Source organism: Pseudomonas sp. B611, from assembly GCF_055407965.1.
The window spans coordinates 24326-40856 of record NZ_JBUZST010000016.1; the positions used below are offsets into that span (position 1 = coordinate 24326).

Here is a 16531-nt window from a genome sequence, read left to right on the forward strand (position 1 = left end):
ATGCAAACCCAAGAACATATCGCCCAGGAACTGAATATCGACCGCGCGCTGGCCAAGGGCGGCGAGCCCCAGGAGATTCAACGGCGCATCGACTTCATCAAGAGCACGTTGCGCCAGTCGGGCTGCAAGGCCCTGGTGCTGGGCATCAGTGGCGGTGTTGACTCCCTCACAGCGGGCCGCTTGTGCCAGCTGGCTTGTGAACAGATGCGCAGTGAAGGCTACGCCGCGCGATTTATCGCCATGCGCTTGCCCTACAACACCCAGGCCGATGAGGGCGACGCCCAGGCCTCCCTGGGCTTTATCACCCCGGACCAGATCGACACCCTGAACATCGCCGCCAGCGTCGACGGCCTGATGGCCAACCTGACCGCCAGCGAAGCCAGTGCCGCCCATGTCGATTTCATCAAGGGCAACGTCAAGGCGCGCGCGCGGATGATCGCGCAGTACGCCGTGGCCAATCTGCACCACGGCCTGGTCGTCGGCACCGACCACGGCGCCGAAGCGTTGATGGGGTTTTTCACCAAGTTCGGCGACGGCGCCTGCGACCTCGCGCCGCTGTCCGGCCTGACCAAGACCCAAGTACGCCTGCTGGCCATGGCCCTTGGCGCGCCGGACAACCTAGTGCACAAACACCCGACCGCCGACCTGGAAGAATTGCTGCCAGGCAAGCTGGATGAACACGCCTATGGCTGTAGCTATGCGGAGATCGACGCGTACCTGATGGGGCAATCGGTCAGCGAGCGGGTGAGGGGAATCGTGGAAACCGCGTATGCCAAAACCGCCCATAAACGTGCGTTGCCGATTGCTCCACGCTGATGATCGTTCCCACGCTCTGCGTGGTAATGCAGCCCTTGACGCTCCGCGTCTGCGTTAATCCGCTTGCAAGCTGCAATATTTTGGCTAATATGACCCGGGTAAAACAAATAACACCCGGGTGATAATCCATGTCTACGCCAAACGTTCCCCTGTGCACTGCCTTCGTCAGCCATCAACGTGTGGCGGCGGGTTCCTACGCCGATGTGGCCCACACGCTGTCAGGCCTTGACCTGGCAACCGGCAGTTTCCTGGTCTTCGATGATGCCACCGGCACCCAGGTCGATTACCCCTGGCCGGCGGGTTATGCGCCGGCCCAGCCAGAGCCGGTCGTGGCTGCTGACGAGCCGCCCGCCGTGCCCTCGGTGGGGCGGCCAAAGCTGGGCGTGGTCGCGCGCGAAGTCACCTTGTTGCCACGCCACTGGGAATGGCTGGGCCAGCAACGGGGTGGCGCCTCGGCCGCTTTGCGTCGGTTGGTGGATGACGCTCGCAACGTGCACGCCTCCCGTGATCAGATACGCCAGGCCAAAGAGGCCAGCTATCGTTTCATGAGTGCCATCGCTGGCAACTTGCCTGGTTTTGAAGACGCCTCGCGCGCACTGTTTGCCCAGGACGCCGCAGACTTTGCCCACAAGATCGCGCACTGGCCGCTGGACGTGCAGACGTACCTGGCCTGGCTGTCGCGCAATGCCTTTACTGCCCAACAATAATTCACGGATTCGAACCCCCATGGAAGTTACCCAACAACGGCCGTTGTGGCAGATCTACCTGATCTTTCTGGCACCGATGGTGCTGTCCAACTTCCTGCAAAGCTTTTCCGGCACCCTCAACGGCATCTACGTCGGGCAAATGCTTGGCACCCAGGCGCTGGCGGCCGTGTCGGGGATGTTCCCCATTGTGTTTTTCTTTATCGCCCTGGTGATTGGCCTGGGGGCCGGTGCCTCGGTGCTGATCGGCCAGGCCTGGGGCGCGCAGGAGACGGGGTTGGTCAAGGTGATCACTGGCGCAACCCTGACCTTGGGCGCGCTGGTAGGGGTGATTGCGGCAGTGCTCGGCAGCCTGTTTGCGCGCCCCGCATTGCAAGCGTTGGGCACGCCGGTTGACGTGTTGGACGATGCGGTGGGGTATGCGCAGATGATGATGTTGATCATGCCGCTGCTGCTGGTTTTTATCCTCTATACCCAGTTGTTGCGCGGGGTCAGCGATACGGTTTCGCCGCTGCTGGCGCTGGTGGTTTCCACCCTGGTGGGCTTGTTGCTGACCCCGGCGCTGATTCGCGGCTGGATCGGCTTGCCGCCCATGGGCATCCAGAGCGCGGTGTTTGCCGGGCTGGTGGGCAACGCCTTGGCCATGCTGTTTCTGGTCCTGCGCCTGCGTCACAAGAACCACGTGATGGCGCCCGACCGCGAACTGCTCGCCGCCTTGCGCCTGGACCGCGTGATCCTTGGCAAAGTCCTGCGTATCGGCCTGCCTACCGGCTTACAGATGGTGGTGTTGTCGCTGTCGGAACTGGTCATCCTCGCCCTGGTCAATGGCCACGGCTCCCAGGCTACGGCGGCCTATGGTGCGGTGACGCAGATCGTCAATTACGTGCAGTTCCCGGCGTTGTCGATTGCCATTACCGCGTCGATCCTCGGTGCCCAGGCCATTGGCGCGGGGCGCCTGGAGCGCATCGGGCCGATCCTGCGCACCGGGCTGCTGATCAATACCTGCCTCACCGGCGGCTTGATCGTGCTGGGTTATGTGTTGTCGCATTGGCTGCTCGGGTTGTTCATCACCGACGACGCGGCGCGGGTCAACGCCGAGCACCTGCTGCATATCATGCTGTGGAGCATCCTGGTGTTTGGTTTCCAGGCGGTCGTCGGCGGCATCATGCGCGCCAGCGGCGTGGTGTTGATGCCGGTGGCGATTTCGATCTTCTGCGTGCTGTGCGTGGAGCTGCCGATGGCGTACTTGTTCAACGCGCACTTCGGCCTGGAAGGCGTGTGGATGGCGTTTCCGGTGACTTACCTGGCGATGCTCGGGTTGCAGGTCGCGTATTACCGGCTGGTGTGGCGGCACAAGCAGATCACGCGGTTGGTGTGAGTTTCAGGCCGCCCAGCAGCAGCTCCAAGCTGAGCAAACCTTCTTGCAGGCGCGCGTCCGGGTTTTCATCCCGGGCGATCCACAACGCAGTGCTGACCAGGCTGCCATTGATCAACTGAGCCAGCGACTGGCTCGGAACCGGGTGGATCACCTTGGCTTGCATCAAGTCTTCCAGCAATTGGCGCAACGAGGCCACGCAGTGTTGCTGGGAGCCGGTGTCTCCCAGCACGGCCGGGGCGTCTTGCAATACGATGCGCTGGATCTCGCCATCCTGGGCCATGCCCAGATAGGTCCGGCAGCGCTCACAAAAACCGGCCCAGGGGTCCAGGGCCTGGTCGGTGATGTGCTGCAAGCGCGCATCCATCTCGCTGTCGAGTTGCGCGACCACGGCGGCCAATAGGCCTTTCTTGTCACCGAAGTGATGGTACAAAGCACCGCGGGTCAGCCCGGCGCGGGCGGTAAAGTCGTCCATCGAGGTGTTGGCGTACCCCTGAGTGGCGAATGCCTGGCGCGCGCTGGCGATCAGCCGGGCACGGGTGTCTTCGATCATTTCAGCGCGGGCTCGGCTCATGGGGTGGCTCGTTATGGGCAAGTGAATGATTGACATACGCCGCGTATGTTAAGCATGATTCGCCACATACGCACCGTATGTATTTTGCCTGGCTGGCTTCAGATGGCAAGCCCCAGGCACAAAGGAAGAGGTCAACAGAGATGGCAAACCCCTATGCCGCATTGTTCCAGGTCCCAGGCGCCCGGGCTTTTGTTCTGGCCGGGATGCTTGCGCGCATGCCGGTGTCGATGACCGGCATCGGCCTGATCACCATGCTCGCCCAAGTGCATGGCGGCTATGGCCTGGCGGGCTCGGTGGCGGCGGTGTTTGCGTTGGCCACGGCGTTTTGCGCGCCGCAGGTTTCGCGGTTGGTGGACCGTTATGGCCAGGGCAGGGTGCTGCCTATCGCTGCGTTGATCGGTGGCGGTGGTTTGTTGATGGTGCTGCTGTGCACCCGTTTGCAGGCGCCGAGCTGGACGTTGTTCCTGTTCGCCGCCCTGGCCGGCTGCATGCCGAACATGTCCGCCATGGTGCGGGCGCGCTGGACCGAGTTGTATCGCGGGCAACCCCAGCTGCAAACCGCGTTCGCCCTGGAATCGGTACTGGATGAGGTGTGCTTCATCATCGGCCCGCCGATCTCGGTGGGCCTGAGCGTGGTGCTGTTCCCGGAAGCCGGGCCGTTGGTGGCTGCGGTGTTGCTGGCGGTGGGCGTCACCACCTTTGTGCTGCAACGCGAAACCGAGCCGCCCGTGCATGCCCACCACGACCACCACAGCGGTTGGTTGATCGCGTCGCCCTCGGTGCTGATCCTGATGATCCTGTTGCTGGCCATGGGCGTGATCGTCGGCGTGGTGGATGTGGTCAGCGTGGCCTTCGCCCAGCACCAGGGCCAGCCGGCGGCGGCGAGCATCGTGCTGTCGGTGTACGCCATCGGCTCGTGCCTGGCGGGGCTGGCCTTTGGCACGCTCAAGCTCAAGGCGCCACTGCCCCGGCAGTTTCTGTGCTGCGGCGTGGCCACGGCGTTGACCACCTTGCCGTTGTTACTGGTGACCAACATTCCCGGCCTAGCGGTGGCGATCTTTATTTCCGGCCTGTTCTTCGCGCCAACCCTGATTGTGTCCATGGCCCTGGTGGAACGCATCGTCCCACCCAGCCGCCTGACCGAAGGCATGACCTGGCTGATCACCGGCCTGAGCATCGGCGTGGCCATCGGCGCCGCCAGCTCCGGCTGGATGATCGACCACTTTGGTGCCACCAGTGGGTTCTGGGTGGCGTTGGTGGCGGGGGCGGTGGTGTTGGGGTCAGCGGTGCTGGGGTATCGGCGGTTGGGGTAATCAGCCAATCGTTGGGAACGGCTCCGCGCAGTGATGTTGTAAAAACTCGTTCAATGCCTGGCGTGTCAGATCATTGAGTGTGACTTTTTTGCGGGTCGCGGCCAGGGCCGCTGCCAAATGCAGGTCATGGCCGACCCGAACGTTGAACGATCCCTTGCACGGTTTTTCGGGCGTTTGCCCAAGGGTTTGGCAGGTGGCGAGATAGTCGTCCACCGCCTCGCGAAAGGCCGCGTCCAACTCGGCGACGGTTTTCCCTTCGTAGCTGATCAGTGCCTTGATAAACAGCATCTTGCCGAACAGGCAGTTATCTTCGAGGCTGGCCTCGATAGAGCCGATGTAGCCTTTGTGTTTCAGTTGGTTGTTCACTGAATCAGTTCTCCTGATTTCAATTGTTCGATGATCTGGCGCCGTATGTAGTGTTTCAGTTCGTTGCCGGGGTGAGGCTTGTGCAATGTGATCATTGCCGTGGGGTCGCCGATGTCGAATTTGACGCGGCTTCCGGCCCCTTCAATCTGTGTGTAGCCCAGCCGACGCAGCAGCGTCACGAGCTCGGGCCAGGTGAATGTCATGTGTTCGTCGAGCAATTTGGCGAGCAGCTTTTCATTTTTGGACACGGCGTTCCCTGCGTGTAACTAAATGTAGTTGCAAAGAGTGGTGTTCGTCAATGCTAGCTCGGCTTCGCCGGGCTTTCCCAGGATTGATGTAACCCTTGATGACACCCGGCTGCACGCCTTCTACCCCGCGCTAATTTTTCCCTCTGCGGTTCGTTTTATAGGGACGACGTGCCTTTGTGCTTCCCGCCTATTGCCCCGGACTCCAAGAAATGAATGCTGAAGACTCCTTGAAACTTGCTCGCCGGTTTATCGGGTTGCCCCTGGAAAAACGCCAACTGTTCCTGCAAGCCTTGCAGAAAGAAGGCGTGGACTTTTCCCGGTTTCCGATTCCGGCAGGGGTGGAGACGGAGGATCGCCAGGCGCTGTCCTACGCGCAGCAGCGCATGTGGTTTCTGTGGCAATTGGACCCGGCCAGTGGCGCCTATAACTTGCCAGGCGCAGTGCGGCTCAAGGGCGCGCTGAACCTGGAGGCCATGGAACAGGCCTTCGCCAGCCTGGTGGCGCGGCACGAAACCCTGCGCACCGTATTCCAGCGCCAGGCCGATGAACGACTGCTGCAAGTCGCCACGCCGGCCTCGCTGGTGATCGATCACCTGGATTTCAGTACCTTGCCTGCCGCCGAGCGCGAGCCCGCCGTCAACGCCGCCGCGACCGCACAATCGCTGCAACCGTTTGCCCTGGAACACGGCCCGCTGCTGCGCGTGCAATTGCTCAAGCTCGACACGCAAGAACACGTTCTGCTACTGACCCTGCACCACATCGTCTCCGATGGCTGGTCGATGAACGTGCTGATCGACGAATTCATCCGCTTCTACGACGCTCACGAACGTAACGAAGCGCCGCAACTGCCACCGTTGCCGATCCAATACAGCGACTACGCCCTATGGCAACGCCGCTGGCTGGAAGCGGGAGAGCAGGCGCGCCAGCTCGACTATTGGCAGGCGCGCCTGGGTGACGAACACCCGGTGCTGGAATTGCCCACCGACCGCTCGCGCCCGGCCATGCCCAGCTACCAGGGCACGCGGCATAACTTCGCCATCGACCCCGTGTTGGCCGCGCAACTGCGCAGCTGTGCGCAACAGCAAAACGTCACCCTGTTCATGTTGTTGCTCGGCGCTTTCAACGTGCTGTTGCATCGCTACACCGGGCAGGGCGATATCCGTATCGGCGTGCCTATCGCCAACCGCAACCGCAGTGAAGTCGAAGGCCTGATCGGTTTCTTCGTCAACACCCAGGTGCTGCGCACCGAACTCACCGGGCAAACCCGCGTTGCCGAGTTGCTGCAAGGCATCAAGGAACACGCGCTGGGCGCCCAGGATCATCAGGAGTTGCCGTTCGAACGCCTGGTGGAAGCGCTGAAAGTCGAGCGCAGCCTCAGCCATACGCCGTTGTTCCAGGTCATGTACAACCACCAGCCATTGGTGGCGGACATCGCCAGCATCCGCACATCCTCCGGCCTGGAGCTGGCCTTGGTGGAGTGGCAAGGCCGCACCACCCAGTTCGACCTGACCCTCGACACCTATGAAAAGTCCGGCACCCTGCATGCCGCGCTGACCTACGCCAACGACCTGTTTGACGCGCCCTCCATCGCGCGCATGGCCGAACACTGGATCAGCCTGTTGCACGCCATGGTCGCCGATGGCGAGCAACGCATTGGCGAGTTGCCGATGCTCAGCGACGAAGACCGCCACACGCAGGTTGTCGCCTGGAACCACACCGCCGAGGCCTATCCGACCGAGCGCGGCATCCATCACTTGATCGAAGACCAGGTCCAGCGCACACCGGATGCGCCGGCACTGACGTTCGCCAGCAACACGCTGACCTACGCCCAACTCGACGCCCGCGCCAATCAGCTGGCACACCTGCTGCGCGAGAGAGGCGTCGGCCCGGACGTGCTGGTGGGCATCTGCATCGAGCGCTCCCTCGACATGGTGGTGGGCCTGCTCGCCATTCTCAAGGCGGGCGGCGCCTACGTGCCGCTGGACCCGGAGTATCCCGAGGAACGCCTGGCCTACATGATCGAAGACAGCGGCATCACGCTGCTGCTCAGCCAGCACAGCCTGCTGGCGCAACTGCCCACAGGCATCCAGGTGATCGCCCTGGACCAGTCCGCGCAGTGGCTCGACGGCTACAGCACGCAGTCGCCCGCCGTGGCCATCCAGGCGCTGAACCTCGCCTACGTGATCTACACCTCCGGCTCCACCGGCAAACCCAAGGGCGCCGGCAACAGCCATCGCGCGCTGGTCAACCGCTTGTGCTGGATGCAGCAGGCCTACGCGCTGGACGGCAGCGATGCGGTCTTGCAGAAAACCCCGTTCAGCTTTGACGTGTCGGTGTGGGAGTTCTTCTGGCCGCTGATGACCGGCGCGCGCCTGGTGGTCGCCGCTCCTGGCGAACACCGCGAGCCGGCGCGGCTGATCGAGACCATTGGCCGCCACCGCATCACCACCTTGCACTTTGTGCCGTCGATGCTGCAGGCGTTTATCCATGAGCCGGGCGTTCAAGCCTGCGCCAGCCTCAAACGCATCGTGTGCAGCGGCGAAGCCTTGCCGCTGGATGCGCAAACCCAGGTCTTCGCCAAGTTGCCCGAGGCCGGCTTGTTCAACCTTTACGGCCCCACCGAAGCCGCCATCGACGTGACCCACTGGACCTGCATCGATGAAGGCGCCGACAGCGTGCCCATCGGCCGGCCCATCGCCAACCTTGCCACCTACGTGCTCGACGCCCAGCTCAACCCGGTACCGGCCGGTGTATCCGGCGAGCTGTACCTGGGCGGCACGGGCCTGGCCCGCAGTTATCACCGGCGCCCGGCGTTGACCGCCGAGCGCTTTGTGCCGAGCCCGTTCGTGGCTGGCGAGCGCCTGTACCGCACCGGCGACCGCGTGCGCCAGCGCGCCGACGGCGTCATCGAATACCTCGGCCGCCTCGACCATCAGGTCAAACTGCGCGGCCTGCGCATCGAACTGGGTGAAATCGAGACACGCCTGATGCAGCACCCCGCGGTGCGTGAAGCCGTGGTGCTGGTGCAAGGCGGCAAACAACTGGTTGCGTACCTCGTCCACGCACAGGACGAGCCCGCCGACCTCAAGGCCTGGCTGCTCAGCAGCCTGCCGGAATACATGGTGCCGACGCACTTCATTGCCCTGGCCAAGCTGCCGGTGACCGCCAACGGCAAGCTCGACCGCAAGGCGCTGCCCCTGCCGGACGCCGCGCCGCAACAAGCCTACAGCGCGCCGGAAAACCCTTTGCAAACCGCTTTGGCGGCGATCTGGAGCGATGTGCTGGGCCTCGCGCAAGTCGGCCTGGACGACAACTTCTTCGAACTGGGCGGCGACTCCATCATCTCCATCCAAGTGGTCAGCCGTGCCCGACAGGCAGGCATTCGCCTCAGCCCGCGCGACCTGTTCCAGTACCAGAACGTACGCAGCCTGGCGCTGGTGGCGAGCTTCGAGCAGGCCACGCTTGTCGATCAAGGCCCGGTCAGCGGCGACGTGATCCTGACCCCGGTGCAGCACGCCTTCTTCGCCCAGGCGATCCCGGCGCGTCAGCACTGGAACCAGTCACTGCTGTTGACCCCGCGCCAGGCCCTGGAGCCTGCGCGTCTTGCCGCTGCGTTGACCCACGTGATCAACCATCACGACGCCTTGCGCCTGCGCTTCGTTCAGCAGGCCGATGGCTGGCAACAAACCCATGCCGCACCCGTCACGGACTCGGTGCTGTGGCAATCCCACGCCAGCAACGATGCCGACCTGGCCGCCCTGTGCGATAGAGCCCAGCGCAGCCTCGACCTGGAACACGGCCCGCTGCTGCGTGCCGCCTTGATCACGCTGGCCGATGGCGCCCAGCGCCTGCTGCTGGTGGTCCATCACCTGGTGGTCGATGGCGTGTCGTGGCGCATCCTGCTGGAGGACCTGCAACAGGCTTACAACCAAGTAGCCTTGCCGGCAAAAACCAGCGCCTATCAAACCTGGGCGCAGCAGTTGCAGGCCCACGCACACAGCCTCGACGCGCAACTGCCGTACTGGCAGGCGCAGTCGGTCGACGCCGACCTGCCGTGCGACAACCCCCAGGGCGGCCTGCAAAACCGCCTGGGCGACAAGCTCGAAATCCGCCTCGACGCCGAGCACACCCGTCAACTGCTGCAAGACGCCCCGGTGGCCTATCGCACTCAGGTCAACGATCTGTTGCTGACCGCACTGGCGCGGGTGATCAGCCGTTGGAGTGGCCAGCACGCGGCGCTGATCCAGCTGGAAGGCCATGGTCGCGAAGACCTGTTCGACGGCATCGACCTGAGCCGCACTGTCGGTTGGTTCACCAGCCTGTTCCCGGTGCGTTTGCAGGCTGAAGGGGACTTGTCGAACGCGATCAAGGCAGTCAAGGAACAACTGCGCGCCGTGCTCGACAAGGGCCTGGGCTACGGCCTGCTGCGCTACCTGGGCACGGCCGAATCCCGCGACGCCCTGGCCGGCCTGGTGCCGCCGCGTATCACCTTCAACTACCTGGGGCAGTTCGACCGGCAGTTCGACGCGTCCGCGCTGTTCGTCCCCGCCACGCAAGGCAGCGGCCAGGCCCAGGACGCCGAGGCGCCGCTGGCCAACTGGCTGACGCTGGAAGGGCAGGTGTACGGCGGTGAACTGAGCCTGAGCTGGGGCTTCAGCCGCGAGATGTTCCAGGCTTCGACCATTCAACGCCTGGCAGACGATTACCAGCAGGAACTGCTGGCGCTGATCGCCCATTGCCTCAACCCGCAACACGGTGGCCTGACCCCGGCCGATGTGCCCCTGGCCCGCCTGACCCAGGCGCAACTGGACGAGTTGGCATTGGCGCCCCGTGGCGTGCAGGACCTGTACCCGCTGTCGCCGATGCAGCAAGGCATGCTGTTCCACAGCCTGTACCAGCAAGGCCAGGACGACATCTATGTCAGCCAGTTGCGCGCCGACATCCACGGCCTCGACGTGCCGCGCTTCCAGCGGGCCTGGGAACAGGTGCTGGCCCGGCACGACATGTTGCGTACCGGGTTTATCTGGCAGGACGCGCAGGCCCAGGCCTTGCAAGCGGTCTACCGCGAGGTGGCCTTGCCATTCGCCGTGTACGACTGGCAGGCGCATCCCGACCAGCAAGCGGCGCTGGACGAACTGAGCGCGTCCACCCGCGCCCAGGGTTTTGTGCTGGAACAGGCGCCGCTGCTCAGCCTGAAACTGGTGCGCACCGGCCACGACCGTTTCCATCTGATCTACACCAACCACCATATCCTGCTGGATGGCTGGAGCCGGGCGCAGCTGTTCGGCGAAGTCTTGCAGCACTATGCCGGCCAGCCGTTGCCGGCGATCCACGGACACTACCGCGACTACATCGGCTGGTTGCAGGCGCAGGACGCGTCCCTCAGCGAAGCGTTCTGGAAAGGCCAGTTGGCAACCCTGCACAGCCCGACGCAACTGGCGCGCGGCGTCTCGACGGCGCCCGCAGCGCCCAAGGGCAGCCACCATCTGCACCTGAGCCCGGCGCACAGCACGCAGCTCAAAGCCTTCGCGCAGTCGCACAAGGTCACCCTCAACACCCTGGTGCAAGCGGCCTGGCTGCTGTTGCTGCAACGCCACACCGGCCAGGCCACCGTGGCCTTTGGCGCTACCGTTTCCGGGCGCCCGGCCGGTTTGCCCGGCGTGGAACAGCAGGTCGGCCTGTTCATCAACACCTTGCCGGTGATTGCCACCCCGAGCCCCCAACTGTGGGTCGGCGAGTGGCTGCAACAGGTGCAGGCCCTCAACCTCAGCCTGCGCGAGCACGAGCACACGCCGCTGTTCGATATCCAGCGCTGGGCGGGGGCGGGCGGTGTGGCGTTGTTCGACACGCTGCTGGTGGTGGAAAACTATCCGGTCTCCGAGGCGTTGGCCCACGGCACGCCGGCGGGGCTTACGTTCAGCAATGTGCAGAACCTGGAGCAGACGCACTATCCACTCACCGTCTTGCTCGGCGCGGGTACGACTTTGGAGTTTGAGTTCAGCTTCGATACGCAGCTGTTTGGCGAAGAGGAGATCCGCCAACTGGCCGAGTCCTTCCAGCACCTGCTGCACGGCTTGAGCCAGCCAACACCTCAGCGCCTGGGGGATGTGCCGGCGCTGACCGACGCCGTACGCCAACAGGTGCTCTACGCCTGGAACGCCACCGCCCGCGACTACTCGTTGCAAACGTGCGTGCACCAACTGATCGAAGAGCAAGCTGCGCGCACACCGGATGCGCCAGCGCTGGTCTTCGCACAACAACGCTTGACCTACGCCGAACTGAATCGCCGTGCCAACCGCCTGGCCCACCGCTTGATCGAAGCCGGCGTGGGCCCGGACGTGCTGGTCGGCCTGGCAGTGGAGCGTTCGATTGAAATGGTCGTGGGCCTGCTCGCCGTGCTCAAGGCCGGTGGCGCCTACGTGCCGCTGGACCCGGAATACCCACGTGAACGCCTGGCCTACATGCTGGAGGACAGCGGCGTCAAACTGCTGCTGACCCAGGCGCATCTGCAGGCACAGCTGCCGATTCCATCGACCCTCGATACCCTGGTGCTGGGTGAATCAACCTTCGAAGGCTACAGCGACATCAATCCGGGCATTGAACTGCACGGCGAAAACCTCGCCTACGTGATCTACACCTCAGGCTCCACCGGCCAGCCCAAAGGCGCCGGCAACCGCCATGCCGCCCTGGCCAACCGCCTGCACTGGATGCAGGAAGCCTACGCGCTGGACGTCAGTGACAGCGTGCTGCAAAAGACCCCGTTCAGCTTCGACGTATCGGTGTGGGAGTTCTTCTGGCCGCTGCTGACCGGCGCACGCCTGGTGGTGGCAGCGCCTGGCGATCACCGTGATCCGGCCAAGTTGGTCAGCCTGATCAACGCCGAACAAATCACCACGCTGCACTTTGTGCCATCGATGTTGCAGGCGTTCCTGCAAGAGCCGACCGTTGCCACCTGCCACACCTTGCACCGCATCGTGTGCAGCGGTGAAGCCCTGCCGGTGGACGCCCAGCAGCACGTGTTCGCCAAGCTGCCCCAGGCCGGGCTCTACAACCTCTACGGCCCGACCGAAGCGGCCATCGACGTAACCCACTGGACCTGCGTCGATGAAGGCCGCGATGCGGTGCCGATTGGCCGGCCGATTGCCAACCTCGGTTGCTACATCCTCGACAGCAATTTCGCACCCGCGCCCGTTGGCGTGCTGGGCGAGTTGTACCTCGGTGGCGTCGGCCTCGCGCGCGGGTATCACCGGCGCCCGGCGCTGACCGCCGAGCGCTTTGTCGCCCATCCGTTTGTCGCAGGTGAGCGGCTGTACCGCACGGGTGACCTGGCGCGTTATCGCGAAGACGGCGTGATCGAATACGCCGGGCGCATCGACCATCAAGTCAAACTGCGTGGCCAACGTATCGAACTGGGGGAAATCGAAGCGCGCCTGCTGGAACACGACGCGGTGCGCGAGAGCGCCGTGCTGGCGGTCGATGGCCAGTACCTGGTGGCGTACGTGGTGCTGCATGACACTGCCGAGGATTGGCGCGAAGTGCTGGTCGCCCATTTGGCCGAGCACCTGCCGGACTATATGGTCCCGGCGCAATGGCTGGCGCTCGCGCGCATGCCGTTGAGCCCCAACGGCAAGCTCGACCGCAAGGCCCTGCCGAAAGTCGATGTGCAGGCCCGTGAATACCTCGCGCCTCACACCGAGCGGGAACACCAGGTCGCCGCGATCTGGGCCGAGGTGCTCGGCGTGGCGCAGGTCGGCCTCAACGATCAGTTCTTCGAGCTGGGTGGGCATTCCCTGCTGGCGACCCAGGCCGTGTCGCGCATTCGCCACGATCTCGGTCTCGACGTGGGCTTGAAAGCCCTGTTCGATCAACCCGTGCTTGGCGATTTTGTCCGCGCACTGGGTGAAACACAGGTTCAGATCAGCCAGATCCAACCCCTCGAACGCGACCAGCCGCTGGCCTTGTCCTACGCCCAGGAACGCCAGTGGTTCCTCTGGCAACTGGACCCCCACAGCGCCGCCTATCACGTGCCCAGCGCCTTGCGCCTCAAGGGCCCGCTGGATCAGGCCGCCTTGCAGCGCGCCTTCGACGCTCTGGCCGCGCGCCACGACAGCCTGCGCACCCATTTGCAGCAGGACGCCGACCGCACCGTACAAGTGATCCGCCCGCACGTGGCGCTCGAACTCACGGTGGTGGAGGCTGATGAGGTTCGCTTGAAAGCCCTGGTCGAGGCGCGCATTACCGCGCCGTTCGACCTGCGCCAAGGCCCGCTGATGCGCGTCAGCCTGTTGCGCCTGGCGGCGGATGAACATGTGCTGGTGCTGGTGCAGCACCACATCATCTCCGATGGCTGGTCGATGCAAGTCATGGTGGATGAGCTGGTGCAGCTCTACGCCGCTTATAGCCAGGGGCAAACCCTGCAACTGCCGGCGCTGGCGGTGCAATACGCCGACTACGCGGCATGGCAACGCCAGTGGATGGAGGCGGGGGAGAAGGCCCGTCAGCTCGATTACTGGCGCGAACTGCTCGGCGGCGAACAGCCAGTGCTGGAACTGCCGTTCGATCACCAACGCCCGGCGGTGCCAACCCATCGTGGCGCGCGGCTCAATGTGCCGTTGCCGACCGCACTGCTGGACGGCCTTAAAACCCTGGCCCAGCGCGAAGGCGTGACGCTGTTCATGCTGTTGCTGGCGTCCTACCAGGTGCTGTTGCACCGCTACAGCGGCCAGCAAGACATCCGCGTCGGCGTGCCCATTGCCAACCGCAACCGGGTCGAGACTGAGCGCCTGATCGGCTTCTTCGTCAACACCCAGGTGCTCAAGGCCGATATCGACGGGCACACCACCGTGCGTGAACTGCTGGCCCAGGTCAAACAGCGCGCCCTTGAAGCCCAGGCCCATCAGGACCTGCCGTTCGAGCAACTGGTGGAAGCGCTGCAACCGGAACGCAGCCTTAGTCTGAGCCCGCTGTTCCAGGTGGCGTTCAACCACCATATCAGCCTCGCGGGTGGGCATTTGCAGCGCCTGGGCGCGTTGGATATCAGCCCGGTCGCTTGGGATGAAGCGGTCGCTCAGTTCGACCTGACGCTGGACATCGAAGAGTCGGCGGCGCAACTGCGCGCCTCGTTGAGTTACGCCACCGATCTGTTTGACGCCACGACCATCGAACGCATGGCGCGGCATTGGCAGAACCTGTTGCAGGCGATGGTTGCTGATCAGCAGCAGAGCGTGGCGCAGTTGAACCTGCTCGATAGCGACGAGCAGCAGCACATCCTGCAACTGTGGGATCGTAGCGAATCCGGCTTCTCTAATACGCGTCTGGTCCATGAACTGTTCGCCGACCGCGCCCGTGAAAATCCCCAGGCCGTGGCGGTCAAGTTCGACACGCAAACCCTCAGCTACGGCGAGCTGGACCGTCAGGCCAACCACCTGGCCCACGCGCTGATCGCCCGTGGCATCGGCCCGGAAGTGCGCGTGGCGATTGCCATGCCGCGCTGCGCCGAGAGCCTGGTGGCGTTCCTCGGTGTGATGAAATCCGGTGGCGTGTATGTGCCGCTGGACATCGAATACCCGCGTGATCGCTTGCTGTACATGATGGAAGACAGTCGCGCGAAATTGCTGTTGACCCACAGCAGCGCGTTGCAGCAACTGCCGATTCCTGAAGGCCTTGAAGTGCTGGCGATTGATCACACCGAGGACTACGCCGAGACCGCGCCAGAGGTTGCTTTGGACGGCGATAACCTCGCCTACGTGATTTACACCTCCGGTTCCACCGGCATGCCTAAAGGCGTGGCGGTTTCCCACGGGCCTTTGGTGGCGCACATCATCGCCACCGGTGAACGCTACGAAACAGGCCCGGCCGATTGCGAACTGCACTTCATGTCCTTCGCTTTCGACGGTTCCCACGAAGGCTGGATGCATCCATTGATCAACGGCGCTAGCGTGCTGATCCGCGATGACAGCCTGTGGCTGCCGGAATACACCTACGCGCAGATGCATCGCCACAACGTGACAATGGCCGTGTTCCCGCCGGTGTACCTGCAACAGCTGGCCGAACACGCCGAACGCGACGGCAATCCACCGGCGGTGCGGGTTTACTGCTTCGGCGGGGATGCGGTGGCGCAGGCCAGTTACGACCTGGCTTGGCGTGCGCTTAAACCCACTTATCTGTTCAACGGCTACGGCCCGACTGAAACCGTGGTCACGCCGCTGCTGTGGAAGGCCCGCCGTGGCGATCCATGCGGCGCCGTTTACGCACCGATTGGCACCTTGCTGGGCAACCGCAGCGGCTACGTATTGGACGCCCAACTCAACCTGCAACCCATCGGCGTGGCCGGTGAGTTGTACCTGGGCGGCGAGGGCGTTGCGCGGGGTTACCTGGAACGTCCGGCGCTCACCGCTGAACGCTTCGTGCCGGACCCGTTCGGCAAACCCGGCAGCCGCGTGTACCGCAGTGGCGACCTGACCCGTGGCCGTCCCGACGGCGTGGTGGATTACCTCGGCCGCGTCGATCACCAAGTGAAAATCCGTGGCTTCCGAATTGAGCTGGGGGAAATCGAAGCGCGCCTGCGTGAACAGGACAGCGTCGGCGAAACCGTGGTGGTGGCCCAGGACGGCCCGACCGGCAAGCAACTGGTGGCCTACGTGGTCCCGGCCGACGCCAACCTGGCCGACACCGCCGCCTTCCGCGACACCCTGCGCCGCGCCCTGAAAACCCGCCTGCCGGACTATATGGTGCCCGCGCACTTCATGTTCCTTGCGCAGATGCCGCTGACCCCCAACGGCAAGCTCGACCGCAAGGGCTTGCCCGAGCCGGACGCCAGCCAGTTGCAGCAACACTACGTGGCCCCCGAAACCGCTCTGGAACAGCAGATCGCCGCCATCTGGGCCGACGTGCTGCGCCTTGAGCAAGTGGGCCTGAACGACAACTTCTTCGAAGTCGGCGGCCATTCCTTGCTGGCGATCCAGATCACCTCGCGGGTGCAGGCCGAACTGGGCCTGGAAGTGCCGCTGGTGGAAGTGTTCCAGACCGAAACGCTGCGCGCCTATGTCCAGGCCGCCGCGACTTTCCGTGCCGGCAGCGCGGAAGACTTTGATGATCTTCGTGACTTTTTGAGCGAACTAGAGGCGATTTGAACC

8 protein-coding genes are annotated in these 16531 nt (G+C 64.0%); 5 read left to right on the forward strand and 3 right to left on the reverse strand.

Going from position 1 to position 16531, the window contains the following annotated elements; translation table 11 throughout:
- The 3 genes from nadE to ACZRMO_RS24370 all read left to right on the forward strand — a co-directional run bounded on the left by nadE (position 1) and on the right by ACZRMO_RS24370 (position 2898).
- On the forward strand, positions 1 to 816 hold the full coding sequence (nadE, locus tag ACZRMO_RS24360) for an ammonia-dependent NAD(+) synthetase (RefSeq protein ID WP_463974494.1): 816 nt from the start codon (positions 1 to 3) through the stop codon (positions 814 to 816).
- Positions 817 to 944: 128 nt separating this feature from the next.
- Positions 945 to 1523 carry a DUF2239 family protein gene (locus ACZRMO_RS24365; protein WP_463974495.1) on the forward strand — a complete coding sequence of 193 codons (579 nt, stop codon included), beginning with the start codon at positions 945 to 947 and terminating at the stop codon, positions 1521 to 1523.
- Positions 1524 to 1542: 19 nt separating this feature from the next.
- Entirely contained in the window at positions 1543 to 2898 is a 1356-nt protein-coding gene (locus ACZRMO_RS24370; RefSeq protein ID WP_463974496.1) for an MATE family efflux transporter, read from the forward strand.
- On the opposite strand, the gene ACZRMO_RS24375 is transcribed toward ACZRMO_RS24370, so the two are convergent.
- Entirely contained in the window at positions 2882 to 3469 is a 588-nt protein-coding gene (locus ACZRMO_RS24375; RefSeq protein ID WP_463974497.1) for a TetR/AcrR family transcriptional regulator, read from the reverse strand. The genes ACZRMO_RS24370 and ACZRMO_RS24375 overlap by 17 nt on opposite strands.
- A gap of 140 nt (positions 3470 to 3609) precedes the next feature.
- On the opposite strand from ACZRMO_RS24375, the gene ACZRMO_RS24380 reads away from it, so the two are divergent.
- Positions 3610 to 4782, forward strand: coding sequence for an MFS transporter (locus ACZRMO_RS24380; RefSeq protein ID WP_463974498.1), 1173 nt, complete (start codon positions 3610 to 3612; stop codon positions 4780 to 4782).
- On the opposite strand, the gene ACZRMO_RS24385 is transcribed toward ACZRMO_RS24380, so the two are convergent.
- Positions 4783 to 5148 carry a type II toxin-antitoxin system HicB family antitoxin gene (locus ACZRMO_RS24385; RefSeq protein WP_463974499.1) on the reverse strand — a complete coding sequence of 122 codons (366 nt, stop codon included), beginning with the start codon at positions 5146 to 5148 and terminating at the stop codon, positions 4783 to 4785.
- Complete coding sequence (locus tag ACZRMO_RS24390) at positions 5145 to 5396, reverse strand: type II toxin-antitoxin system HicA family toxin (protein ID WP_463974500.1); 252 nt, start codon at positions 5394 to 5396, stop codon at positions 5145 to 5147. The genes ACZRMO_RS24385 and ACZRMO_RS24390 overlap by 4 nt, the downstream gene beginning before the upstream one ends.
- A 209-nt stretch (positions 5397 to 5605) precedes the next feature.
- Between ACZRMO_RS24390 and ACZRMO_RS24395 the strand changes: the two genes are divergently transcribed.
- Positions 5606 to 16528, forward strand: a complete 10923-nt coding sequence (locus tag ACZRMO_RS24395; RefSeq protein WP_463974501.1) for a non-ribosomal peptide synthase/polyketide synthase — start codon at positions 5606 to 5608, stop codon at positions 16526 to 16528.
- Positions 16529 to 16531 lie beyond the last annotated feature (3 nt).